A 25,721-nucleotide genomic window follows, 5' to 3' on the forward strand; every position below is an offset into this window, starting at 1 on the left:
GCAGCAGCTGCCGACGACCGGGCCGACCGATCCACACCGGATCGCCTCGACGGGGCAAGGAGCGAACCACGGGTGACACGGGGTCGGGCGAGGACGTGCAGAGCACCGGGCGGGCGCTGAGGGGCTCGACACCGAGCGGTCGGCCCCGAGCGCCCGCACCGGTCAATGCTCGCGAGGGGCGGGCACCACATGGTCTGCCCCGCCGGGTGCACCGGTGCCACCCGGCTGGCCCGGCTGCCCCGCCCCGGCAGGCACCCCATGGGCTCCCGGCTGTGCGGCCTGCGTCGGCTGCCCGGACTGACCGGAAGTGGCCTGAGCCGGCGCACCCTGCGCCGGCTGCGCGGCAGCCACCGACTCGGCGTTCCCGCCCAGCACCTGGCGCATGGCGGACTCGGCGACAGCCGACTCACCCGAGACGAGTGCGTCGACGACCCGGCGGTGGTGGGTGACGGTGTCCTCGGTCGGGTGGTCGCAGCAGGCGGTCGGGCCACCCGACACCTGCAATGCGGAGGAGACGATGCCGGAGAGGTGCTCCAGCATCCGGTTTCCTGCCGCCTGCAGAATGAGCCCGTGGAACTCCGCGTCGGCGCGGGAGAACGTGAGAGCGTCACCCTGCGTGTGCGCGTGGCCCATGATCTCCACCATGTCGCCGAGGCGCTGATGGACGTCGTCGTGGCTTTCCCCGGCTGCGAGCCGGGCCGCGAGGGGCTCGATGGCCCAGCGCAGCTCGCACAGCTCGCGCCGCTGCCCCTCCCGCTGGGGGCCGAAGGCCCGCCATTCGATGATGTCGGGGTCGAGCAGGTTCCAGTCACTGACGGGCCGGACCCGGGTGCCGACGTTGGGGCGCGCGCTCACCAGGCCCTTGGCCTCGAGAACGCGCAGGGATTCGCGCACGACCGTACGCGAGACCTCGAACCGCTGGCCGATCTCCTCGGGGACCAGCGGACGGTCCGCTCCCAGGTCTCCCGAGACGATCATCTGGCCGAGCTGCTGGACGAGTTGGCCGTGCAGGCCCCTTCCTCGGCTACCGGACGCACGTCGGCCCACTCGGTTCATGTCTGCCTCGGAACCCTCCCACGCCGAGGCGTTGGTTGTCGTGCGCGCCGTTCCCGTCGACTCGGCGTATGCATAGCGGTCCAGCTCGCCCGGTCCGGCGAGGCCGGTGTCGACGGGGCGAGCCGCGGTCATCATGGAGTGCGCAAGGGTAGTCACGACAACTTGTGTCGGCCGAGGTCAGCGCGGTCTTGAGGGTTTTGGTGAAAAGCACACGAAAGGGTGATCGTTGACTGCCATGCAATTGACGCCTTATCGGAAAGAACGGACCACATCACTGGTGGTCAGAGCCATCCCCCCGTCGACGCTGCCGGATTGGCCCTCTTGACGAACGAACACCGGCGGGATCAGGGGAGCTTCCGGCCAAGAGCGCCCAACCCCGCGTCCGTACGCCGCCGTCACAGCCGGGGCTACCGCTGCCTCGGTCGGCCGCGCAGGGAGGTGAGTGCGTACAGGCAGAACAGCACCGTGACCGACAATGCGAGGGCTCGGCCGACCGGTTGCGCCACTACCCCCAGGGCCACGGCACCCGACTGGTCCGCCGCCGAGGACCAGGGAAGAAGCATCGTCGAACGCAGCCGGTCCGACAGCCCCTCGAACGACGCGCCACCGGGGCCGGCTGCGGCATCCCCGACCAGCGGAGCCACCACGACCGGCACGGCCGCAACAGCAGCCACACCCAGCACAGTAGACCGGAAGACTCCGGCAGCCAGCAGCCCCGCCCAAGCGCAACCGACGCAGAGCGCGAACAGGGCCAGAGCCTGGACTCCCAGCGAAGGGACCGGCTCCCCGACCCCGGAACCGCCCGGAACGGAGAGGCCGGCGAGGTCCGCACCGTCGAATGTGTGAGCGGGAAAGGCGGCAGCCAGTCTGTCCGGACCGTAGAGCAGGCTCAATGCCGCTCCATTGCAGAGCACGGTCGCCACAGTCAGAGCAACCGCCGTACCGGCCGTCACCCCGAGCTTGGCCACCAGCAGGCCGAGCCTGCGCGGCACCGGGACATGAGCCGGAACCAGCGCCGGGTAGCGGAACTCCTGGCCGAACGCCAACGCTCCCAGCAACCCCGCGACCACAGCCACCGGCGGCACCAGGAACGGCGACCCCGGCGGCCACCCCGTCAGCAACTTCAGCCCGGACGCGGTGCCCGTCGCGGGGACAGCCGGCACTCCCTCTGTCCCCGCCGTCGCCACGGAGATACCCAGTCCCGAGACCAGCGCCACCAGAATCAGCACCCACGGCGTACGTACACCGAACAGCCGCATCAGTTCGTACCGGAACGGTGCCACCGGCCCCGGTCTGCGCACGACAACTGACAGCGGGAGCGCCGTCCCGCCACCGGCAGCCGCCGAGCACGAGCCGGAAGGCCCGGTGGGGCCGGAGGAGCCGTTTCCGGGAGAGCGGAGCCCGGTCCGCGCCGCTGACGTCTTCCCGGGCAGCGGCTCCGTGGCGGAGCCCGAGCCCTGGCCCGCACCTTCCGACGCCGAGAGTGGACCGGTCGTGTTCGCTTCCTGGTCCTGGGCCGCTGCAGCAGGGGTCCGTCCCCCGGGCGCCGGAGAATCGGCCCCTTGCACGGGGGTGCGCGGTTCCGTCCGGGCCGACCCGCCGGTCGCCGATGTCTGCCTCGCCTCCGGAGCCGGGGGCGAGGCAGGTGTCGAGGGGGAGTCCGGAGAGAGATCCGGCACCTGATCAGTGCCGACCGGCGCGAGACTTCCGCGGGCAGGGCCGGAGCCCCGGTGCGCCCGCCGGCTCCGATCGCCGCCGGAACCCGCGACGGTCTCCGCGTCTTCGTGCCCCGCCGGAACCAGAGCCCCCTCCTGGACCGCGGTGTCATCGGCCGACGGCGTCTGCTCCCCCGCGCTCCGCTCCGGAGCGACCGGCCCCGCTTCGGCGGCATCCTCTTCCGCCTCCGCCTCCGCCTCCCGCCCGCCGCCGGACTGCGGGCCGGATCCGACTCCCTCGCGCGGACCGGTCGGCGACTCCCCTTCCGCGATCGCACCATCCCTCCCCGGGGCGGAGCCGCCCGGCTTGTAGCCGCCGGGCGCGGGAACGGAAGCATGCCCCGCAGAACCGGCAGCTTCCTCCTGTTGGTGCTCACCGGCTCCTTCAGGCACCGGCTGATCCCCGTGATCCGCACGGCAGACCGCCGCGCCTGCCCCGCCCGCTTCCAGCTCCGCACCCGTCGCGGCTGCCGCGGGGCCTTCAGGCGCCGCCCGCGGAACTCGTCCGTCCGCTCTGTCCAAAGGTCCTGGTCCGGAGCGGTCTCCGACGTCCCCGACCTCTTCCGTGAGCAGATGCACGAGGATGCCGTGCCGATAGGCGGACTCCCCCACCGCCGCACAGTCGCTCCCGTAGACCGAAACCCGGCTGCCGCTCTCGCACACCACCTCCACCGCTCCGCGCCCGCCCCCAAACCGCTCCCCGCTGCGCGCCTCTTGGGACAGCACCGCGGCGAACCGCTCCGCGTGCGGCGTCCTGACCGCCACCCGGGGGCGGAGCCGGGTCCTTGAGAAGTCGCCCGCTGTCTGATCAGCCACGAGTCGGCCCCGACTGACGGAGACCACCCGGTCCGCCGTCCGCGCGGCCTCTCTGGGGTCACGCGAGGTGGCCAGTACCAGTCCGCCCTGCCGCACATACCCGCGCAGCAGCCCGTTCAGCCAGGTCGCCTCCCGTGGTGAAAGCCCCCGCGTCGGCTCGTCCAGGACGAGAGTGTGCGGGTCACCCAGGAGTGCCGCCGCCACTCCGAGCCTGCGGTCCATGCCCAGCGAGAAGTCGCCGAGCCGCTGATCGGCCAGTCCGCTGAGTCCGACCAGATCCAGCACCTCGTCGGCCCTGTCGAGCGGCACTCCTGCCACCGCGGTGAGCATCCGGAGTTGTCCACGCGCGGTGCGGGCCGGGTGAGCGGGGACATCACCGAGCAGGACGCCGATCTCCCGGGCCGGGTACGGGATCCGCTGCACCGGCCGCCCGCGGAAGAGCGCCACGCCCCTTCCCGGAACGAGTTGCAGCAACAGCCGCAACGCCTCGCTCTTGCCCGAACCGGCCGGGCCCAGCAGCACTGTGACCTCACCGGGGCGCGCCTCGAAGGTGAGGTCGTCGACATACGGTCGACTCTTGCGCCGGACCGTGCTGGTGAGTCCGATGGCCTGAATCATCGCTTCTCCCGCAGAACGCATGGCAGACGCACCTCTGCACGATAACGCGACATTTCCGACTTTCCGGGTAACCGCTCGACCCGCGGAAGCACGCCCGCGGCACAGCTCGGCCTCAGACCTCCGGTCGCAGCATCGGCGGGTTGAGCAGCGTCGCCCCTCCGGCACGGAACAGTTGGGCCGGTCGCCCTCCTTGCCGGGTTGTCGTCCCCTCGGTCGGCACCAGGAAGCCCGGGGTGCCCGTCACCTTGCGATGGAAGTTCCGGGGGTCGAGCGCCACGCCCCAGACCGCTTCGTAGACCCGTCGCAGCTCCCCCACCGTGAACTCGGCCGGGCAGAATGCGGTGGCGAGCGAGGAGTACTCGATCTTGGATCGGGCTCTTTCCACCCCGTCCCGCAAAATCTCACCGTGGTCGAAGGCGAGCGGCACCTGCTGTTCTTCCGGTTCCCGGTCGGACCCGTCCGCCGCGTCGAGAAGCGCCTCCGTCGCCGTCCATCGGGCACTGTGCGCGTCGCCGCCCGCGATGGGCGAGGGAAGGTCCGGCGCGAGAACGAGGTACGCGACACTGACCACCCGCATCCTGGGATCTCGCTGCGGCGCGCCGTAGGTGGCGAGCTGTTCGAGGTGTGCGCCCGCGTCCTGGTCCTCGAGCGCCTGCGAGCGCAGCCCCGTCTCCTCTGTGAGCTCTCGCCCCGCAGCGGACTCCAAGTCCTCGTCGTCCCGCACGAACCCACCGGGCAGCGCCCACCTGCCCTGATAGGGAGGCTCCCCGCGGCGCACGACAAGCGCGTACAGCGCATCCTTGCGGACGGTGAGCACCACAAGGTCGACAGTGACAGCAAAGGGCGGAAAAGCGGACGGGTCGTAGGGCATGGCGTGATCATAGTCGTCTCCTTGACGATAAACAGTCCGTTCCGCGGCAGCAGCACCCGCACCTCCTTCGCTTTTCGCGGGGTCGGACGGCAGCGCCGCTCAGCAAGGGGCATCGTCCGCCTCTCCGGCAGGCGGTCCCTTCTCGTCCTCCCCGTGTTCCGTCTCTCCTCCATTCCTGAGGCAGCGCCGCACCAGTTCGGGATCGAGCCCCTCGTTGCAGGCGTGGTGAAGCAGCTGGGCGAAGAGATAGTCGGGGTCGGTCCGCAGGGCCAGCCCCAGAGCGACGCGGGCCGTCGGAATGTCTCCGGCCTCCCAGGCGACCCAGCCGGCCAGCGCGATCAGCGGTACTCCGTGTCCGGTGTAGGGGCCCGCGCAACGCCGGGCAAGCGCTCGCCAGAGCCGCAGCGCGTGGGCTGAGTCCGCACCGTGCATCGACGCGGCAACCCGGTCACGGGTCTCCCGGTCCTGGATGGCGAGGATCACCGAGGCACACTCCTCGTGGCCGAGCAGCCCGTCGTCCTGCGCATCCTGGGCGGAGGTCTGCGTCGAGGCATCGGGCAACCGGCGCTGGAAGCGCTCCAGCAGCCGTCCGAGGAGCGCCAGGGTCTCGGTGCGCACCTGCTGACGTCCCTCCTCGGAGAGCATCCGCCCGGTGAGTTCGGCATCGGCGCCCTCCAGGGCCCGGATCTGTTCCTCGGCGAACGGCGGTCCCAGCGGTGCCAGTCGCCTCTCCATATCCCGGAGTGAGCCGTGCATCGGCATTCCGGCGTACGCGGCGGCGGCAGCCATGGCCGAAGTACCGGAGCGCTCCATGGGGACGCCCTCGGGCGGGCAGCAGCCCGAGTCGGGGCAGCAATAGGAGAAATACCTCCCTGCCGAGAGGCACAGCGCCTCGTACACGGGCATCTCGAGGTCACCGCAGGCGCGCCGCAGATGCTGCACGAGAGGGCGCAGCCGCTCCATTACCTCACTTCCGGTGCGCTCCGCATCCGGTTCCTGGCACAGGAAAAGCAAGGCTCCGTCAGGCCGGGCGCCCCGCACCCGAGAGCTGGAGTCGAGGCATTCGGCGAGCTGGGCGGCGAATGCAGCCCAGCCGCTGTCGGCATCGGGGATGCCGACCCTGAGGCGCCCGCCGAACCGCCCCCGCTCCCCATGGAGGGCGACGACGACGAGAGAGTCGTCCGGGTAGAAGCCGAGCAGGTAGGGAAGCGCTTCGGCGAGTTCGGAGGGACTCCGCAGAGAGACGCTCGGTGGTGCGGAGGGAGCGGTTCGCTGCGAGGGGGCGGTGGGTTCGCTGCCACGGGATTCGCGGTCGTGCTGTGTCATGCCTCGACGGTGCCCTCGCCACGGAACTTACGGCCGCCGGTTGTCCACAGCCGCGATGATCCGCATGATTGTCATATCGTTCGTGGCTTATCCACAGACCAGGTTCCACGCATGTCCGAGGCATCGGGTTGCATGGACGCATGAGTGATACGAAGCTGCGGCAGACCGCCGACGCGGTACTCGCCGATCTTGTCGGCGACCACGAGGGGACGGCCCGGCTGCGCACGGACCAGTGGCGCGCCATCGAGGCATTGGTCGCGGAGCGCAGGAGAGCGCTGGTCGTGCAGCGCACCGGCTGGGGGAAGTCTGCGGTCTACTTCGTGGCGACCGCGCTGCTACGCAAGCGCGGCGCAGGTCCGACAGTGATCGTCTCGCCGCTGCTGGCGCTGATGCGCAACCAGGTGGAAGCAGCCTCCCGGGCCGGGATCCAGGCCCGCACGATCAATTCGGCGAACCCGGAGGAGTGGCGGACCATCGAGTCCGAGATCGCCGACGGACGGGTCGACGTGCTGCTGGTCAGCCCGGAGCGCCTCAACAATCCGGATTTCCGCGATCATGTGCTGCCCAGCCTCACCGCGTCCACCGGTCTGCTCGTCGTGGACGAGGCGCACTGCATCTCCGATTGGGGCCACGACTTCCGTCCGGACTACCGACGGCTGCGGACCATACTCGCCGAGTTGCCCCCGGGTGTCCCGGTGCTCGCGACGACCGCCACGGCCAATGCGCGGGTCACGGCCGACGTCGCCGAGCAGCTCGGTACCGGCAGGGCTGCGGACGACGCCCCTGACACGGACACGTCCCCCGCACTGGTGCTGCGCGGCTCGCTGGACAGGGAGAGCCTGAGCCTCGGTGTCCTGCGGCTGCCCGACGCCCCGCACCGCCTGGCCTGGCTGGGCGAGCATCTGAAATCCCTGCCGGGGTCGGGCATCATCTACACCCTCACTGTGGCGGCCGCCGAGGAGGTGACGGCCTTCCTCCGCCAGTGCGGACACGAAGTGGCCTCCTACACCGGCCGCCAGGAGAACGCCGACCGCGAGGCCGCCGAGGGCGACCTCCTCGCCAACCGGGTCAAAGCCCTGGTGGCGACGTCGGCCCTGGGCATGGGGTTCGACAAGCCGGATCTCGGCTTCGTGGTCCATCTGGGCTCGCCCTCCTCCCCCATCGCCTACTACCAGCAGGTCGGCCGTGCGGGCCGCGGTGTCGAGCACGCGGAGGTCCTCCTGCTTCCCGGCCAGGAGGACGAAGCGATCTGGCGCTATTTCGCCTCGTTGGCCTTCCCTCCGGAGGATCAGGTGCGCCGGACCCTGGAGGTTCTGGCGGCCTCCGAGGCTCCGATGTCGCTGCCTGCCCTGGAGCCCCGGGTGGAGCTGCGCCGCTCCCGCCTGGAGGTGATGCTGAAGGTGCTCGATGTGGACGGCGCGGTGCAGCGGGTCAAGGGGGGCTGGATCGCCACCGGCCGGCCTTGGCACTACGAAGCCGACCGGTATGAGTGGGTCGAACGACAGCGGCAGGCCGAGCAGCGGGCCATGCGCCGCTACACCGAGACGACCGACTGCCGGATGGAGTATCTGCGGCGAGAGCTGGACGACGAGTCGGCGGCAGCATGCGGACGGTGCGACAACTGCGCCGGCAGCAGATTCACTCCGGAGGTCGACGAGTCGCTTGTGGTGGCCGCTCGCGGGGAGCTGAACAAGCCCGGTGTGCGGATCGAACCGCGGAAGATGTGGCCCACCGGAATGCAGGCTGCCGGCCTGGATCTCAAGGGACGGATCCCTCAGCAGCAGCAGGCGTCACCCGGCAGGGCCCTCGGACGTCTCTCCGACATCGGCTGGGGGAACCGGCTGCGGCCGCTGCTGGCCGAGCAGGGCGGCGACAGGCCGGTGCCGGAGGATGTGCTGCACGGCGCGGTGACAGTTCTCTCGGACTGGGCCAAAGGCCCTGACGGCTGGTCCTCGGGAGGTGGCGGGGAGGCATCGGAGCGGCCGGTCGGCGTCGTGGCGGTCGATTCCCGGACCCGCCCACAACTGGTGCGGTCCTTCGCGGAACGGATCGCGGATATCGGCCGGATTCCACTGCTCGGCGCGATCACGTGTGCGGACGAGTTCGGGATGCTGAACGGCGCGCGCAGCAACGGCGCCCAGCGACTGCGCGCTGTCCATGAGGCGCTGACGCTGCCGCCGGAACTCACGCAATCCGTCGCCGCCCTGGAGGGGCCGGTCCTGCTGGTGGACGACTACACCGCCACGGGGTGGACGATCGCGGTGGCCGCGCGGATGCTCCGCCAGGCCGGCGCCAAGGAGGTGCTGCCGCTGGTTCTCGCCACCCAGAACTGACCCAACGAACCCCGGACGGAAGCGGGCCCACCCAGCCGACGGCCTCCGCACGCGCCGTCGGTCCGAGGCGGTACGGAAGCGCAGGTCAGGGACGGCGCCGGCGCCGGTCACTCCGGGCACCGGCCGACCTCGACGCGATCAGGCAGGCTGCGGACTCGCCTCGGCCGCTCCCCGGAGCGGACGCCGCCGTGGCGAGGGCAGAAGTCACAGCAGTGCGCGTACGCGCTCGGGATCACCGCAGACGATGAGCTGTTCGGTTGCCTTCTCCAGAGCTGCGGGCAGCGCCGCGGTGGCCTCGGAGTCGGTGCCGCCGTTGACGGCGAGCAGCACGATGGCGCGCTGAGCGGTTCGGGTGACGGCAGAGGCGTGGGCGCAGAAGACGTCCTCCGCGTCGGCCAGTTGGTGCCAGTAGGAGTCCTCACCGAAGGAGAGTTCGTGCTCCGCCCACGGATGCTGGTCGCCAGTGGTCAGCAGCAGAATCTCGCCGGGCGCCCGGCCTTCGTCGAGAAGCTTGTCCACCGTCTCGTCGGCGACCTCCACCGCCGTCGCGTCGGTAGCCGCGACCAGGTGGATGCGGGCCGTGGTGGCCGGGCCGGGGGACTTGGCCGGGGTGGACTGTTTGCCGCTCTGCGGGGGGCCACCGGGGCGGCCCGGTGTGTTCGGGCCCTTGCTGTCGGTGCGCGGCGGTGCGGGGCGCGGTGCCTGGCGGGGGCCGGGGACCGGGGCTGCGGTGCGGGATGCCTGCGGAGTTCGGGATGCTCCCGCTGAGGCGCGGGTGCCCGGGACGCTCTCGTAAATCTGTGGCTCCTCGGGAGTGAGAGGCATGAGGTGTTGTCTATCAAATGACGGAAACAGGCGTATCAGCGGGTACCGGTTGCGCGGATATTCCCGCGACGGAGATCCAGTACTTTGTGACGGCGCCGTCGGCTGTGCCGATTCAGAAGAGGCCGATCTGTTCTGTGGGCTCGCTCCGGTTGCGCTTGAGATGTTTCCAGCGGGTCAGGGCATCCATATACGCCCACGACAGCCGGTGGTAGGGGGTGGGGCCGCTGCTTTCCAGAGCGGCCCGGTGGACGGGGGAGGGATACCCGGCGTTGTCCTCGAATGCGAACTCGGCGTGCTCCGCCGCGAGTCCGGCCATGAGAGCGTCACGGCGCACCTTGGCGATGACCGAAGCGGCCGCGACAGCGACGCATGACTGGTCGCCCTTGATCACGGTCCGCACTCGCCAAGGTGCTCCGAGGTAGTCGTGCTTGCCGTCGAGGATCACGGCATCGGGGCGTTGTGGCAGGCCGTCCAGGGCTCGGACGGCGGCGAGCCGCAGGGCAGCCGTCATGCCCTGCGCGTCGATCTCCTCCGGGGTGGAGTGACCTAGCGAATAGGCACTGACCCAACCGACGAGTTCTTCGGCGAGCTCACTGCGGCGGGGTTCGGGGATGAGTTTGGAATCGGTGAGACCGGCGGGAGGACGACGCAGACCCGTGATCGCGGCGCAGACCGTGACGGGTCCCGCCCAGGCTCCACGGCCGACCTCGTCCACTCCGGCGACAATCTTGGCGCCGGTGGTGGCGCGGAGCGAACGCTCGACGCGATGGGTTGGAGACTCGTACGGCATGGCAATAACCAGCGTATCCGCTGCGGAGGCCGTGAGTTCAGGGGAGTCCGACAAAGTTGGCCCCGGACTCGGAAAGAGTCCGGAAACCGGCGCCGGTGATCGCGGAAGGCGGTGAAACAGTGACGGAGCGTCCACGAATCCAGGAAGCGCCCCGCGGTACCCGGCCCGCCGTGGCGAGCACCGGGATCAGCGCACCGCCCGCAGCAGCCAGGAGGGGAACTGCTCGGTGCGCTCATGCCACTCTCGCGGCGGAGCCGCTCCGGGACCGGCGGCTGCCACGATGCCGCCGACGATCGCGCATGTGGTGTCCACATCACCACCGGCGCTCGCGGTCGCCCAGAGCGCCGCCCGGAAGTCCCCCAGGTTCCGGGCAGCGGCCCAGAGCGCGAAGGGGACCGTGTCCTGCGTACTGGTGCGGCGACCGCAGCCGAGAACCGCCGCGACCGTGCTCACGTCGGCGTAGTCGAGCAGATCCACGGCGCGGCGCAGCCCCGCCTGCACGGCGCTGCGGGGGACGAACTCCTGGACCCGGGCCAACAGGCGCTCGGGCGTCAGCGGAGCCGGAACGCGTTCACCGCCGGCCGCGTCCGGCGTCCGTGCCGTGCCGGCCTTCGTGCCGCGGTCGGCGCCTCCCGGAACGGTGGGGAGCGGGTTCTCCGCACCGGCGACGAGGGCAGCTGCGGCCGCAACCGCCCGGGTACCCGCGACGGCCTCAGGATGCCGGTGGGTCACCTCGGCGGAGCGAACGGCTTCGTCCGCCGCACGCTCGGGGGCGTCGGCGAACCAGGCGCCCAGCGGGGCGACCCGCATGGCGCCACCGTTCCCCCAGGAACCCTGGCCCTCGAAGAGGGCGGCCGCCAATTCCCGCCAGTCTGCACCTTCCTGGCGGATCAGGCGCAGCATCCGGTTCACCGCGGGGCCGTAGCCGCGGTCGAAGTCGTGGCGCCGGGCGAAGGAGGCGGCCAGTGCGTCCTGGTCGGTGTGGCCGTGCGCCGCGAGTACGGCGACCACCGAGGCGGCCATCTCCGTGTCGTCGGTCCACTGCCAGTTCCCCGGAGGCAGTTCCCGGCGGCGCAGGTAGGCGAGGTTGGCGGGGACGAAGAACTGGGAGCCCAGTGCGTCGCCCACGGCCAGGCCGCGCAGGGCGGCAAGAGCGCGGGAGAGCCGCTCGGCGCGGTGGGGGTCGGATGGGAGAGCACTCATGTCCGGACGATATTAGCGGTGGGTTCCGTAGGGGCGGGGGTCCTGCCAGCGCTCGAAGGGCCGGTCGAGGTGATAGCGGCCTTCAGGGCCGAGGAGGAGGGCGCGGGTCTCGCCGTTGCGTGGATTGGAGAGACATTCGAACTCCTCCACTGTCCAGTGGAACCAGCGCATGCAGAACAGCCGCATCGTGAGTCCGTGCGTGACCAGCAGAACGTTCGGCGGGTTGTCGGGCGCTTCGAAGCTGCGCCACAGGCTCTCCAGGAAGGCTCCGGCCCGGTCGTAGACGTCGGCACCGGACTCGCCCTGGGCGAAGCGGTAGAAGAAGTGCCCGTAGGCGTCCCGGTACTTCTTCTGCTGGCGGACGTCGTCGCGGTCCTGCCAGTTTCCCCAGTCCTGCTCGCGAAGTCTGGGCTCCTCGCGGACCCGCATCTGGGCAGGTCCGATCCCGAGCGCGGCGAGTGTCTCCCGGGTGCGGCGGTAGGGGGACACGAAGGCCGAGACGCGCTCCTCGCCGAAGATCTCGCGGAGTCGCCTGCCCGCCTCCTCCGCCTGCCGCCGACCGCGCTCGGTCAGTGGCAGCGCGTGATCGGGCACGCGTTCGTAGATGCTGTCATCGGCGTTTCCCTCCGATTCTCCGTGGCGGAGCAGGATGATTCGGCGAGGACGTGCCATGGGCTCCACCCTAGGTCAGACGGTCCACGACGGCTCCAGGTCGATGACGTCGCCGGTGACGTGGGAGAGGTCGGCCCCGGTCCGGGCGCGCAGGGCCAGCCGCTCCACTCGCTCCGCTCGATACTTTCCGTATTCGGCGGTGGAGTTCCACATCGACAGGACCAGGAACTCGTCCTCTGTGTTCGCCTGCGCGAAGACCCCGCGCAGCATGCCTGGCGAACCGGCCATCGCCGGGTTCCACACTTTCTCCTGCATGAGCATGTAGTGCTCGATCCGGTGGGGTCGCACCCGGCAGTGAGCCACCCGGAGCAGATCCGCGTCGGTGAAGACCGGCCGGAAGCCGGTCTTCACATCGAAACGGTAGTCGAAGAGCCTGGCCTGCATCTCTTTGTAGGTGCCGAGCTGGGAGGCGTGCAGCCGGTCGTGTGAGCGGGCCATGAAGGAGTCGTAGTAGGCCCGGCTCTCCCAGAAGCCGAAGAGGTGCACGACCCCCTCCCGGGACCGGCTCCATCCCCCGCCCTGGCCCCGGAAGCCGGGTTCGCCGAGCAGTCCCGCCCATTTCCGCTGTGCCCGCGCGAATCCCGGGCGGTCGACCACCGTGCAGCGCATCCACTTGACCAGCACCGCGCTATCGTACGGCCATCCCGGTGACCCCTCGGACAGACCGAGTACACACACGTGCAGCGCACTGATGTGCGACGACGTTCCCACGTGCCTCGCCCCGCCGATCACCTCGGGGGTCGGAGCCCGGACGGGAAGTACGACGCCGCGGGCCGTCATGGGCGATGCGGCGCCGACTACCGTGCTCCACACCTTCCCGATGCGCGCACGCGACAACAGGTCGAGGCACCGGGCAGCGGCCCCGCAGGCCGGTACAGCAGAAGCCGGGACAGCGGAGAGGGAGCCGGCCCGGAGGCCGGCTCCCTCTCTCAGGTGCGGGTGGTCGATCTCAGCAGCGCGTCCTCGAGATCCTCAGGACGCGACCCCGCCCGCTGTCAGCTGCAGCCGCTGGTCGAGCCGCAGCCCTCGCACAGGTAGCAGCTACCGGCGCGGCGCATCTTGGTACCGCAGGAGAAGCACAGCGGGGCATCGGCGTTGAGGCCGAGCTGCATCTCCATCAGCTCGGTGGAGTTGTGCGCCTCGCGGGGAGCGGGGGCGGCGGCCTCCGGCTCCGTGGCCGTGCGCTGCTCGTCCTTGCCGTCCTTGGCCTCCTCGGCGGCCGCCGCCGTCTCGGCCTTGGGAGCCGACTGGGCCAGAGCGTCCGCGTCGAACTCGTCCTCGGTCGCCTCGTAGGAGCCCGTCTCCAGATGACGCTGGCGCTCGGCGGCCGAGTGGATACCCAGCGCAGAACGGGTCTCGAAGGGGAGGAAGTCCAGCGCCAGACGGCGGAAGATGTAGTCGACGATCGACTGGGCCATCCGCACATCGGTGTCGTCGGTCATACCGGCCGGTTCGAAGCGCATATTGGTGAACTTCGAGACGTAGGTCTCCAGCGGGACCCCGTACTGGAGGCCGACCGAGACGGCGATCGAGAAGGCGTCCATCATGCCCGCCAGGGTGGAGCCCTGCTTGGACATCTTGAGGAAGACCTCACCGAGACCGTCGTCCGGGTAGGAGTTGGCCGTCATGTACCCCTCCGCGCCACCCACCGTGAAAGAGGTGGTGATGCCGGGGCGGCCCTTGGGCAGCCGGCGGCGGACGGGCCGGTACTCGACGACCTTCTCCGGTTCGGGTGCCTCCGCCTTCTTCTCCTCCTTGGCCTTCGCCGACAGCGGCTGGCCGACCTTGCTGTTCTCGACGTAGACGGCGAGCGCCTTGGTACCGAGCTTCCACCCCTGGAGGTAGATCTCCTCGACGTCCTCGACGGTGCTGCTCGCGGGCATGTTGACCGTCTTGGAGATGGCACCGGACAGGAACGGCTGGGCGGCGGCCATCATGCGCACGTGCCCCATCGGGGAGATGGACCGCTCGCCCATGGCGCAGTCGAAGACCTCGTAGTGCTCCGGCTTGAGCCCGGGCGCGTCCACCACATTGCCGTGCTCGGCGATGTGCTCGACGATCGCCTCCACCTGCTCGGGCTGGTAGCCGAGGCGCTTGAGGGCCTTGGGGACCGTGTTGTTCACGATCTGCATCGAGCCGCCGCCGACGAGCTTCTTGAACTTGACCAGGGCCAGATCGGGCTCGACGCCGGTGGTGTCGCAGTCCATCATCAGGCCGATCGTGCCGGTGGGGGCCAGCACCGACGCCTGGGCGTTGCGGAAGCCGTTCTTCTTCCCCAGCCGCTGCACGTCCTGCCACGCCTCGGTGGCCGCCGCCCACACCGGGCTGTCCAGGTCGTCCGTGCGGGGAGCTGAGTCGTTGGCGTCACTGTGCTGCTTCATGACACGCCGGTGCGCCTCGGCGTTGCGGGCGTACCCCTCGTAGGGGCCGACCACCGCGGCGAGCTCTGCCGAGCGCTTGTACGAGGTGCCGGTCATCAGCGAGGTGATGGCACCGGCCAGCGCACGGCCGCCGTCGCTGTCGTAGGCATGTCCGGTGGCCATCAGCAGCGCACCCAGGTTGGCGTAGCCGATGCCCAGCTGGCGGAAGGCCCGGGTGGTCTCGCCGATCTTCTCGGTGGGGAAGTCGGCGAAGCAGATGGAGATGTCCATCGCTGTGATGACCAGTTCGGTCACCTTCGCGAAGCGCTCCGCGTCGAAGGACTGGTTGCCCTGGTCGTCGTCGCGCAGGAACTTCATGAGGTTGAGCGAGGCCAGGTTGCACGAGGAGTTGTCCAGGTGCATGTACTCGCTGCACGGGTTGGAAGCGGTGATCCGGCCCGTCTCCGGCGAAGTGTGCCAACGGTTGATCGTGTCGTCGTACTGGATGCCGGGGTCGGCGCAGACGTGGGCTGCCTCGGCCATCTTGTGGAAGAGCTTCTTCGCGTCCACCTCCTCGACGACCTCACCGGTCATCCGGGCACGCAGCGCGAAGTTGGAACCGGACTCGACGGCCTTCATGAATTCGTCGTTGACCCGGACCGAGTTGTTGGCGTTCTGGTACTGGACGGAGGCGATGTCGTCGCCGCCCAGGTCCATGTCGAAGCCCGCGTCGCGCAGGGCGCGGATCTTCTCCTCCTCCTTGACCTTGGTGTCGATGAACGCCTCGACATCCGGGTGGTCGACGTCCAGCACGACCATCTTGGCGGCGCGGCGGGTCGCGCCGCCCGACTTGATCGTCCCGGCGGAGGCGTCGGCTCCGCGCATGAAGGAGACGGGCCCCGAGGCGTTGCCACCGGAGGAGAGGAGCTCCTTGGAGGAGCGGATCCGGGAGAGGTTCAGGCCGGCTCCGGAGCCGCCCTTGAAGATCATGCCCTCTTCCTTGTACCAGTCGAGAATCGACTCCATGGAGTCGTCGACGGACAGAATGAAGCAGGCACTGACCTGCTGGGGCTGTTTGGTCCCGACGTTGAACCAGACCGGGGAGTTGAACGCGAAGATCTGGTGCAGCACGGCATAGGCGAGTTCGTGCTCGAAGATCTCCGCGTCCGCGGGGGAGTCGAAGTAGCCGTGCTCCTCACCGGCCGCCCGGTAGGTCTTCACCACGCGGTCGATGAGCTGCTTGAGGCTGCTCTCCCGCTGAGGGGTGCCCACCGCGCCGCGGAAGTACTTGCTCGTAACAATGTTGACCGCATTCACCGACCAGAAGTCGGGGAATTCGACGCCACGCTGCTCGAAGTTGATCGAGCCGTCGCGCCAGTTGGTCATGACGACGTCGCGGCGCTCCCAGTTCACCTCGTCGTACGGGTGCACTCCGGGGGTCGTGTGGACGCGCTCGATACGCAGTCCGCTCTTCGCCTTGCCGCCCTTTGCGCGGGAGCCGCGTGCCGGGCCGCTCGTCGTCTCTGTCATTCCGCCTCCCTGTGTGGGGCATAACGCCCCAACATGCCCCGGTTCTTCCCCGAGAACTGTGCCTGTCTGATGACCGGACACGGTGCGTGTCCAGGCCAAGTCTCTGTGTATGCCGAGGGTGCGCCCCGGCCCGTCGGCCGCGCTCCGCGGAGCGGCCCGCCGCTCAGTCGGCGGCGGCAGCAGCGGAGGCGCCCTCGCCCCCGCGCGCCTGTCCCGCTCGGGGCCCCGCCGCCGGGTCTCCCGCGCCGGCGGGCGGCGGCACCTCGGGCAGCACCCGCGCCTCTCCCCCGGCTGCACGCCCCTTGCCCGCCCGGGCCGACCCCCCGGGAGCCTCGCACTCACCGGCGGCTTCGTTCTCCTGAGCCCCGGGGACGAGCGACTGCACCTCGCGCAGTTCGGATATGGCCGCCTCGAAGTCCTCCAGGGACTCGAACGCCTTGTAGACCGAGGCGAAGCGCAGATAGGCGACGAGATCGAGATCCTGGAGCGGGCCGAGTATGGCGAGTCCCACGTCGTGTGTGGACAACTCCGCGCTCCCGGTGGCCCGGACGGCCTCCTCGACCCGCTGCCCGAGCTGGGCCAGCGCGTCCTCGGTCACGGGGCGCCCCTGGCACGCCTTGCGCACCCCCGCGATCACCTTGTCCCGGCTGAAGGGCTCGGTGACACCGCTCCGCTTGATCACCGTGAGTGACGCGTTTTCGACGGTGGTGAAGCGCCTGGAGCAGTGGGGGCACTGACGGCGACGCCTGATGGCGGCCCCGTCGTCGGCCGTACGGCTGTCGACCACACGGCTGTCGGGATGCCGGCAGAAGGGGCAATGCATCGTCTCCACCCTCCCAGGGCCCGCAGAACCCTCACCGTGCATAACTGATCACGTCGCGGCGCCCCCGTCACAGAGGCCCCTCGACTGGCCTCCAGCATAGGCGACATCCCTGCGGCATGAGCACCCGGGGACACAACTTCTGGTGGCGCGCGCTCATCAAACCACTAGATCTGGTGGCCGAGAGGCAAGACGGTCACGACGCGTGTCGTCGTCCGACACAGCCCACGACCCTACGCGAAGCGGGCCGCCGGAAGGCTCCTGGGGGACGCCTGCGAGACTGTGCCGGACAGCAGCGGCGCATCCCGTGCCGGGGCCACCGGAACATGAGGACCGGCGGCGGTGCGAGCAGCGGCGGCGACGGGCCCCGGAACCGCCGCGCCGCGAAGGCAGGAGTTCACCGAGCACAGCGATTACGGACAGCGACAGGCAGGGCCGGAAAACGGCTGGAAATCGCCACACCGAGACACAGCCGGCCACCCCCTGCCCGCGCTGCGGGACGGACCTGCCGGAGGGCCCCGGCCACGGCAGCGACGGGCGAGTGCATACCGTTGACGCAGCAGAAAGACGGGGGCATCGGAGATCTGCGGCCCTTCGAAACGCCCGCCGCTCCCGCCGAGCCGGATGGCGCGACCTATACACCCATCGAGCGGTAGAAGTCAGGTGAACTGCGGATTTTCACTCGAACGTGTGTTTGGCGCAACCTTTCGAAACCAACTACCGTTGTCCAGCTAGGGAGAACTTCTCGAGAGGGGCCGACGTGACCACAACCGCAGACAGCGCCACCATCACCTCCCAGAATCGCGCAGCTCAGGCAACAGCTCAGCCCATTGACGAAATTCAGTCGGTGAATGACGCCATGACCGCGGAGATTCCGGACGGCCAACAAGCGAAGCGTTCGCTTCCAGGACGACCTCCAGGCATCCGCGCGGACAGTTCGGGGCTGACCGATCGGCAGCGCCGGGTGATCGAGGTGATCCGGGATTCGGTGCAGCGGCGCGGCTACCCGCCGTCCATGCGCGAAATCGGTCAGGCCGTCGGACTCTCCAGCACCTCCTCGGTGGCCCACCAGTTGATGGCCCTGGAGCGGAAGGGCTTTCTCCGCCGCGACCCGCACCGCCCACGCGCCTACGAGGTACGTGGCTCCGACGCGCCGAGCAGCACGCAGGCGGCCACCGACACCGCCGGAAAGCCGTCCGCCTCCTACGTCCCGCTGGTGGGCCGTATCGCCGCGGGTGGTCCGATCCTCGCCGAGGAATCGGTCGAAGACGTCTTCCCGCTGCCACGCCAACTGGTCGGCGACGGCGAGCTCTTCGTCCTGAAGGTCATCGGCGACTCCATGGTCGAGGCCGCGATCTGCGACGGCGACTGGGTCACCGTCCGGCGCCAGCCCGTCGCGGAGAACGGCGACATCGTCGCCGCGATGCTGGACGGCGAGGCCACCGTGAAGCGCTTCAAGCGCGAGGACGGGCACGTGTGGCTGCTGCCGCACAACTCCTCGTACCAGCCGATCCCCGGCGACGACGCGACGATCCTCGGCAAGGTCGTCGCCGTCCTCCGCAGGGTGTGATCACCGCACCGGCGCACGACCGACAGGCAGCGAGGCAGCCACACGCTCGCTGACCGCGCCTGCTCGCCGCCGCCCGAAGGCTACGGGCCGCTGGTTCCCCCATTTCGGGACCGGCGGCCCGCCGTCGTGCCGAGAGTCGAAGAGAACCGCTGAGCAACAGCAGACCCCCGGGGGCCCTTCCTGCTCCCCTCCTCGCTCGTGCGGCGCAGAGACTCGGCTACGCCTTCTTGGCTGCCTCGTCGATGGCCGAAAGGGAGCGGCGGACCTGGTTGCGGTCCGTCGTGTACCAGAAGTCGGGCATCGAAGTCCGCAGAAAGCCGCCGTAGCGCGCCCGCTCCAGGCGCGGATCCAGCACCGCGACCACACCGCGGTCCCCGGTCGCGCGGACCAGTCGACCGGCGCCCTGGGCCATCAGCAGCGCCGCATGCGTTGCCGCCACCGCCATGAAGCCGTTGCCGCCCGACTCCTCCACGGCCTTCTGCCGGGCGCTCATCAGCGGATCGTCGGGGCGCGGGAACGGCACCCTGTCCATCACCACCAGTTGGCAGTTCGGCCCCGGGACGTCCACCCCCTGCCACAGGGACAGGGTGCCGAACAGGCAGGTCTCCGCATCGTCCGCGAAACGTCTGATGAGCTCCCCGAGCGTCTCCTCGCCCTGGAGCAGGATGGGGAGCCCCAGCCTGCCGCGCAGTTCCTCCGCGGCGGCCCGCGCACCCCGCATGGAGGAGAAGAGCCCCAGAGTGCGGCCGCCCGCCGCTTCCACCAGCTCGGCGAGCTCATCGAGCATGTCGCTGCGTTGGACGTCCCGACCGGGGGGATTCAGGTGTCCGGCGACGTAGAGGATGCCCTGCTTGCGGTAGTCGAACGGGGAACCGACGTCCAGCCCGCTCCACACGGGCACCTCGTCGTCCTCGGCCTTGCCTTCGGCATCGGTCCCCCTGATCCCCTCCGGCGCGAGGCCGAGTGAGGCGCCGACCCCGTTGAAGTTCCCGCCCAGTTTGAGCGTGGCGGAGGTCAGGATGACGGAGCGGTCGGTGAAGAGCTTCTCGCGCAGCAGCCCGGATACCGACAGCGGTGCCACCCGCAGCGAGGCTCCGTACCGCTCGTGCCGCTCGTACCAGAGGACATCGAACTCGGAGTGCTCCAGGATGCGTTCGGCGACATCGTGGATGTTCTCGACAGCCGCCTTGGCCTGCTTGCGGACCGCGTCCTCGTCCTGGACCGAGGAGTCCCGTGTGTTGCCCAGCGCGCTGAGACAGTTGCGGCCGGCGTCGCGCAGGGCCATCAGGGCGTACTCCAGGTCCTCCGGGACGGCTTCCAGCCGACCCGGCAGGGCGAGCTCCATCAGCCGTTCGAAGGACTCGGAGGCGGTCTGGAGCTGATCGGCCGCCTTCTCGTCCACCAGCTTGGCGACGCGGCGCACCGCGCGGTTGACGCTGCCGGGAGTCAGCTCGCCGGTGGCCACCCCTGTGACCCGGGAGACCAGCTCGTGCGCCTCGTCGACGATCAGCACCTCGTGGCCGGGGAGCACGGGAGCGCCCTCGATGGCGTCGATGGCCAGCAGCGCGTGGTTGGTGACGATCACATCGGCGAGCTTGGCCCGCTCCCGTGCAGCCTCCGCGAAGCATTCGGCACCGTACGCGCACTTGGACGCTCCGAGGCACTCGCGGGAGGAGACGGAGACCTGGCCCCAGGCGCGGTCGGAGACGCCGGGCTTGAGGTCGTCCCGGTCACCCGTCTCCGTCTCGTCCGACCAGTCACGCAGCCGCAGCAGGTCCTTACCGAGCTTGGAGGTGGGGGTCGCGCTCTCGAAGGGGTCGAAGAGGCCGTCCTCCTCTTCCTGCGGCACTCCCTCATGGAGTCGGTGCAGACACAGGTAGTTCGACCTCCCCTTGAGCATGGCGAACTCCGGGCGGCGTCGCAGCAGCGGATGGAGGGCCTCGACAGTACGCGGCAGGTCGCGCTCGACCAGTTGCCGCTGGAGCGCGAGCGTGGCGGTGGCCACCACGACCCGCTCTCCGTGGGCCAGCGCGGGGACCAGGTAGCCGAGGGATTTCCCGGTTCCGGTACCCGCCTGCACGAGGAGGTGGCGGCCGTCTTCGACAGCCTCGGCCACTGCCTCGGCCATAGCGGCCTGACCTGGGCGTTCCGTGCCTTTGACGGCGGTGACGGCGGCCTGGAGGAGTTCGGTGACGGCGGGCTTGCTCATAGACCCGACACCTTACGCGGCGCCACTGACACTCCGCTCGGCTGCTTTCTTGCGCGCACGGTTCCTTCCGGCCATGATCGGATCAGCTCGAACGGGAGCGCTCCGTGTCCGCATGGAGACGCTCGGTCCGATCCCCCAGGGAGTGCTCTCCTTCTCAGTGCAGCGGATTACGCACCGTCCCGTGTACGGCCGCGTGCGGGCGCTCGGCCCTGTCGCGGTAGCCGTCCGCGTGCAGTCGGTTGCGATTGAGGCAGAGGCGTTCGATGCGCGGCGTCAGCAGGTCGAACGTCTCGAACCGGGGCTTCAGCACCGGGAAACGGGCGTGATAGCGATCGATCTCGGCCCTTACGAGTGACCAGAAATCGCGCTCGCTCACCCCGAGCTGCACCTCGCACAGCGGAGCGAGATAGCGGAAGACCCCCACGAAGAGCGCCGAGTGGATGAACTGCGTCAGGAACGCGGGAGGTTCGCTCAGCAGCACCCCCCGCACGTCCCCCGGCATGGAATCGAGCTCGGGAACCGGCTCGGCACTGACGTTGACGTCGTCCACGAAATCTTTCATCGCCAGACGGGTCGGGACGTCGTGCTCGTCGAAGACCACGATGGCGTTCTCGCCGTGCGGCGAGAAGACGGTGCCGTAGCGGTACAGAAAGTGCAGCAGCGGCGGCAGCAGCGCCGCGAAAAGGTGCCTGAGCCAGATCCGGGGCTCCAGGCCCGAGCGCGCCACCAGTTCGGCGGTGAGGGAGTTGCCGTTCGCGTCGGTGTGGATCAGCGAGGCGAGCGTGCGGGCCCGCTCGTCGGAGTCGAGCAGCGGGGCGAGCGGCTCGCGCCAGATGCAGCCGAGCAGTTCACGGTACTGGTAGGGCACGTCGCCGAGCGGCTCGTACACCGGGTGCGGGACGCCCACCGAGGCCACCTCGCCCAGCAGGATCACCCGGCACTCCTCGGCGAGGAACGGATCCTGGTCCCGCAGTCCCTGCACCCAGCCGGTGACGGACGGCGCGGCGAGCGTGCGGTCGGTGGGCAGCCCGCGCCACACGAGCGTGTTGAGGATGGCGAGCGGCAGCTTGACGGTGTGCCGGTCGGGCCTGCTGACGTTGAGGAACGTGCGGATGGACTGCTGGGGCAGCCGCAGGTCTCCGTCGGTCGGCAGCGGAAGGATCTCCTGCGCCGCCACCTGCGCGGCGAACAGCGGCACGACGGTCTCGTCCCACTGCCAGGGGTGCACGGGCATGCAGAGGTAGTCCTGGGGCACCAGTCCGCGCGAGATCAGCCGCTCCCGGAAAGCGGCGCGCGTCTCCTCGCCCAGCTCGCGTGCGTACAGCTCCCCCGCGTCGGCGAGCCGCGGCGTGCCGCGGTACTGCGCCAGCCGCCGGTGCACGGCGAGCCAGGGCAGCGGCTGCGCCGTGCGGGCCTCGGGCGCCCAGTGCGTGGCGTCGCTTCCGGAGAAGCCGAGCCGTCCCTTGTTGGCCACCAGCCAGGGGTGTCCGGTCATGTGCCCCTCCAGTTCGGCGTAGCCCAGCGAGGCCAGGGCGGTGGCGGGCAGTTCGGAGGACAGCAGCCCGGCGTCTGCGGTGAGTGTGGCGGTCAGTTCGCGGAGGTAGTGGCCGGCCGTCTCACCGCTGAGCCCCAGCAGGGTGCCGGCCCGGGAGACAAAGCTCAGCGGATCCGGAGCCGGCTCCATCGAGGAGGCGTCGACGCTCCAGTGTCCGTAGGCGCCGCGGCGGGCCCGGAAGCGGACGGTGAGCTCCTCGTCCACGGGGAGGGCATAGCAGCCGGGCGCGCCACCGGGCGCGGACTGCGGCTGGAGGATCTCCTCGTAGGAGAACTCGGCGATCAGCTTGGCCAGCAGCCGCCGGGAGGCACGGGCCCAGTGCTCCGGCCCTCTCTCCAGGCCGGCGGGGACGGATAGCGGGGCTACGTCATGTGAGGAGGACGAGGAGGAGGTTCGGGACACGGAGGTTGCTCCTTGCGGGAGGCGTGGATTCAGAGGGCGGTGGCCGCACGGCACACGGCAGCGGCCACCGGGTCAGCGCGCGCGGCGCGGCTCGCGGTCCCGCACCATCAGGGCCGCGCGCTTGCCGGGGAGCTCGATCTCGGCACTGCGCCGGAACCCGGCGCCGAGGAACGCGGCGAGCGAGGGGGCGTTGCGCACGTCGGGCTCGGCCAGGACGCGCATGCACCGCGGGCGCTGCGCCAGGACGAGGTCGGCGACCGTGCGCAGCAGCAGCGTGCCCAGACCCCTTCCGCGGTGCGCCGTGCCGCCGAGGAGCAGATGCACCCCCGTGTCGTGCGGCCCCACCCGGCAGTACTGGGCGAGCGGGTCGAGGTCGGCGCGGTAGAGCTCCCAGTAGCTCATGGGCACGCCGTCGAGAACCCCGAGACAGGGAGCACTGCGCCCGTCGCCGTCCAGCTGGGGCCGCACATGCGCCTCGGTCACCCGCTCGGGTCCGGGGAGCTCCCAGAAGGCTGCCACCACCGGGTCGTTCATCCAACCGGTGAGCAGCGGCAGATCGCCGGGGAGCCCGACCGGTACGAGCCGGAAGAGGCCGGCCCCGGTCGGGACCGCGGGCCAGCTTCCGGGAGCGTCGAGGGGATCGGCGCGCTGAGGGGCGGTGTTCCCGTCGGCGCAGGACAGCCCGGCAGCGGTTCGGTCCGATGCGGCCGCGGCGCGGTACGGCCCCGGCCGACCGGACCGGTGCGCGGCGGAGTCCCGGGCGGAGGCGTCAGCGTCCCGGTCGGAGGCGGTGAGGTGATCGTCGCTACGGGTGGCGCCGGACTCCACCGGTTCCGCTTCGGCGGTTCCGGCAGGTGGCGCGGAGCCCGGCTGAGGGTGCGGCATGACGACGTCTCCTCTCCTGGGGAGGCCGGAGGCCAGGGGTCAGGGGGCTAGCGGGTTGTCGAGGGTGACGTAGACGGACTGGGTGTCGACCGGGCCGACGAGCTCGTCCATACCGTGCAACCGGGTGAGCAGGTTCGCCTTGCAACGCAGCGTCGGGGAGTCGAGCAGCAGCGCGGGCAGCGGGGAGGCGGGGTCCTGACGTGCCGCATCCTGCAGAAAGCGACGGAGCGCGGCGAGCAGCACCGTTTCGTCCGCGAGCTGCTGGGCGCCGAACGCGCCGATGAGTCCGAGAATGTTGTTGATGCCCAGGTAGTAGGCGAAGCGTTCGTCGGTGACGTCGTCCGCGACGAAGGTGTCGCTCTCCACCCCCAGCTCCGGGCCGGGCAGCCGGCGGGTGAGTGCGTCCCGGTGCGAGGTGCGGAAGTAGTACCCCTGGTTGTCCCGGTAGCGTCCGCCCGCGGGCCAGCCGTGTGCGTCCAGGAGTACGAGGGTGTTCTGCTGGTGGGCCTCGAGGGCGATGCCTCCGTGCGCGTCCAGCCAGAGGATCGGCCCCACCACGGTGTCCAGATAGCGCAGGAACCACTCGGCGGCCACCGCGCCGACCGGCCGCCTGGTGTGCCGGGCGAGCGCGTGCACCACGGCTCCGAGCCGGGAGAGCAACGCGTCGGAGGAACCGGGGTTTCCGGGCACGTGAGGGGCGGGGACGGGCGCAGTCAGTCCGGCGACGCACACGGCGTCCTCGCCCGCGCCGAAGGGATTGTGCCGTACGACGGTGTCGAAGCCGGGCACGCGTCCTTCCCCGGGGACGTCGACGCCGAGCCAGGCGGGGTCGCGCACGATGTCGAAGCAGGGATGGGCGGCGCGCCAGGCGCGGCCGAGACCGCCGCGGAGCAGCCGGTGCATCTCCACACCGCGCAGCAGTTCCTTGCGGAGGTTCTCGCGGCGCGAGTTGGTGATGCGCAGCCCCACCGAGAGCTTGAGCATCGCGTTGCTGTCCGCCCGGAAGACGGTGCGCACCGAGGAGGTGGGGCTCCAGCTCTCCCCCGTCCGACCGAGGTCGTGCAGGAGTCCGACGTCCAGCAGGGCCCGGACCATGCGGTTGTGCTGTACCTCCCGGGCCTGCCACGGGTGCAGGGGTACCGGTACGCATTCCTCGGGGAGGCGGCCGGCGAGGGCGCGCCCGCTCAGGCGCAGCGCGAGCTGGGTGACCGGTACGGGTTTGCCGCGGTCGGTCCAGGCGGAGTCCCCCGCGAGGACCGAACGGTGCACCGCCATCCAGTGCAGCGGGAAGCTGCCGCGCAGTTCGGGCGAGTAGACGCCCTCCTCCGCGTCGGAGAGGCCCTCGCGGCTCTTGGGGGTGGGGTGCAGGGGGTGACCGAAGAGCAGCGCCTGCTCACCGTCGAGGAACGGCCCGGTGCCGGGCGGGGGCGCGGGATGGTCGCGCCTGTCGGCGAGGAACCGCGCGGTGCGCTGCACGGAGTCGGCGACCCGGCCCACGAGGGCGGCGTTCTCCGCGGCTCCCGCGCCCTCGGCCGCGCCCCCGGCGGAGCCGGGGTTCCGGGCGGCGTGCGCGGCCTCGCGTCCGATCAGGGCGGCGACCGCGACGGCCTGCAGCGGGGCGGCGCCATCCGGCGCGCCCTCCAGATGCGGCGGGTCGAAACGGTGCCATCCGACGGGCGACCAGTGCCGTACCGGAACCAGCAGCGCGGTGCCGCTGGCGGACAGCGGGATGCGCAGCACTCCGTCCCGCGGGGCTTCGGGGGCGGTCTCGCGGACCCAGCAGCGCAGCAGGTTCTCGACCGCGGCCGCGTCGGCCGCCGCGCGGGGATCCGGGTTCTCCAGCGGATCGCGACGCGGCATGCATGCGTGGCGCCGGGGGGACTCCTGGTCGGAAGGCGCGAGACGGCGCTCCTGCTGGGGGACCGTCGGCTCGATCAGGTCGGCGAGCCTCCGACGGACCGGTTCCGTCGGCTCGTCGGCTCCGGAGCGCGCGTTCACTGAAGTCTCCTCCGCTGGTGTCGACCGGGCGCGCCGGGCAGCGAGCCACTGTCCCCCTTACGTACCAACGAGGTGAACGGCCCCCGAACACGGCCTGGGTGAAGTCCCCTCCACGGTCGCCGTGGCATGCGGAGCACTTGAGGGCGCGTGTGGAGGTCGTGCGCCCC

17 protein-coding genes are annotated in these 25,721 nt (G+C 70.5%); 2 read left to right on the forward strand and 15 right to left on the reverse strand.

The genetic code is table 11. The features are described 5' to 3' along the window. Positions 1-162: 162 nt before the first annotated feature. From P2424_RS22125 to P2424_RS22140, 4 genes are all read right to left on the reverse strand, one after another. Positions 163-1,191: a FadR/GntR family transcriptional regulator gene (locus P2424_RS22125; protein WP_276479075.1), complete on the reverse strand. Its 1,029-nt coding sequence runs from the start codon at positions 1,189-1,191 to the stop codon at positions 163-165. Positions 1,192-1,463: 272 nt separating this feature from the next. Then, the gene (locus P2424_RS22130; RefSeq protein WP_276477495.1) at positions 1,464-4,226 is read right to left on the reverse strand and encodes an ATP-binding cassette domain-containing protein; all 2,763 of its coding nucleotides are present in this window, start codon (positions 4,224-4,226) and stop codon (positions 1,464-1,466) included. Positions 4,227-4,317: 91 nt separating this feature from the next. Beyond that, positions 4,318-5,076, reverse strand: a complete 759-nt coding sequence (locus P2424_RS22135) for an NUDIX domain-containing protein (protein WP_276477496.1) — start codon at positions 5,074-5,076, stop codon at positions 4,318-4,320. Between the two features lie 99 nt (positions 5,077-5,175). Next, complete coding sequence (locus tag P2424_RS22140; RefSeq protein ID WP_276477497.1) at positions 5,176-6,402, reverse strand: DUF4192 domain-containing protein; 1,227 nt, start codon at positions 6,400-6,402, stop codon at positions 5,176-5,178. A 140-nt stretch (positions 6,403-6,542) separates the two neighbouring features. On the opposite strand from P2424_RS22140, the gene P2424_RS22145 reads away from it, so the two are divergent. After that, complete coding sequence (locus P2424_RS22145; RefSeq protein ID WP_276477498.1) at positions 6,543-8,735, forward strand: DEAD/DEAH box helicase; 2,193 nt, start codon at positions 6,543-6,545, stop codon at positions 8,733-8,735. Positions 8,736-8,939: 204 nt separating this feature from the next. Here P2424_RS22145 and P2424_RS22150 read toward each other — a convergent pair whose 3' ends face one another. The 7 genes from P2424_RS22150 to nrdR all read right to left on the reverse strand — a co-directional run bounded on the left by P2424_RS22150 (position 8,940) and on the right by nrdR (position 16,938). Then, positions 8,940-9,560, reverse strand: a complete 621-nt coding sequence (locus P2424_RS22150) for a hypothetical protein (protein WP_276477499.1) — start codon at positions 9,558-9,560, stop codon at positions 8,940-8,942. Between the two features lie 112 nt (positions 9,561-9,672). Continuing rightward, on the reverse strand, positions 9,673-10,350 hold the full coding sequence (locus tag P2424_RS22155; RefSeq protein WP_276477500.1) for a ribonuclease HII: 678 nt from the start codon (positions 10,348-10,350) through the stop codon (positions 9,673-9,675). Positions 10,351-10,536: 186 nt separating this feature from the next. Then, positions 10,537-11,553 (reverse strand): ADP-ribosylglycohydrolase family protein, encoded by a 1,017-nt coding sequence (locus P2424_RS22160; RefSeq protein WP_276477501.1) that lies wholly within the window; start codon positions 11,551-11,553, stop codon positions 10,537-10,539. Between the two features lie 12 nt (positions 11,554-11,565). Beyond that, the gene (locus P2424_RS22165) at positions 11,566-12,225 is read right to left on the reverse strand and encodes a histidine phosphatase family protein (protein ID WP_276477502.1); all 660 of its coding nucleotides are present in this window, start codon (positions 12,223-12,225) and stop codon (positions 11,566-11,568) included. A gap of 15 nt (positions 12,226-12,240) precedes the next feature. After that, the gene (locus P2424_RS22170; RefSeq protein ID WP_276477503.1) at positions 12,241-12,849 is read right to left on the reverse strand and encodes a YdbC family protein; all 609 of its coding nucleotides are present in this window, start codon (positions 12,847-12,849) and stop codon (positions 12,241-12,243) included. A gap of 371 nt (positions 12,850-13,220) precedes the next feature. Then, entirely contained in the window at positions 13,221-16,115 is a 2,895-nt protein-coding gene (locus P2424_RS22175) for a vitamin B12-dependent ribonucleotide reductase (protein WP_276477504.1), read from the reverse strand. A 163-nt stretch (positions 16,116-16,278) separates the two neighbouring features. After that, the gene (gene nrdR, locus P2424_RS22180; protein WP_276479076.1) at positions 16,279-16,938 is read right to left on the reverse strand and encodes a transcriptional regulator NrdR; all 660 of its coding nucleotides are present in this window, start codon (positions 16,936-16,938) and stop codon (positions 16,279-16,281) included. Positions 16,939-17,695: 757 nt separating this feature from the next. Here nrdR and lexA point away from each other — a divergent pair. After that, complete coding sequence (lexA, locus tag P2424_RS22185) at positions 17,696-18,505, forward strand: transcriptional repressor LexA (protein ID WP_276477505.1); 810 nt, start codon at positions 17,696-17,698, stop codon at positions 18,503-18,505. A 217-nt stretch (positions 18,506-18,722) separates the two neighbouring features. On the opposite strand, the gene P2424_RS22190 is transcribed toward lexA, so the two are convergent. The 4 genes from P2424_RS22190 to P2424_RS22205 all read right to left on the reverse strand — a co-directional run bounded on the left by P2424_RS22190 (position 18,723) and on the right by P2424_RS22205 (position 25,554). Then, the gene (locus P2424_RS22190; protein ID WP_276477506.1) at positions 18,723-20,714 is read right to left on the reverse strand and encodes an ATP-dependent DNA helicase; all 1,992 of its coding nucleotides are present in this window, start codon (positions 20,712-20,714) and stop codon (positions 18,723-18,725) included. Between the two features lie 154 nt (positions 20,715-20,868). Then, the gene (locus P2424_RS22195) at positions 20,869-22,671 is read right to left on the reverse strand and encodes an IucA/IucC family siderophore biosynthesis protein (protein WP_276477507.1); all 1,803 of its coding nucleotides are present in this window, start codon (positions 22,669-22,671) and stop codon (positions 20,869-20,871) included. A 72-nt stretch (positions 22,672-22,743) separates the two neighbouring features. Beyond that, positions 22,744-23,556, reverse strand: coding sequence for a GNAT family N-acetyltransferase (locus tag P2424_RS22200; RefSeq protein ID WP_276477508.1), 813 nt, complete (start codon positions 23,554-23,556; stop codon positions 22,744-22,746). Between the two features lie 39 nt (positions 23,557-23,595). Continuing rightward, positions 23,596-25,554, reverse strand: coding sequence for an IucA/IucC family protein (locus tag P2424_RS22205; protein WP_276477509.1), 1,959 nt, complete (start codon positions 25,552-25,554; stop codon positions 23,596-23,598). Positions 25,555-25,721: the final 167 nt, after the last annotated feature.

The organism is Streptomyces sp. WMMB303, assembly GCF_029351045.1.
In the GTDB taxonomy this organism is placed as follows: Bacteria; Actinomycetota; Actinomycetes; order Streptomycetales; family Streptomycetaceae; genus Streptomyces.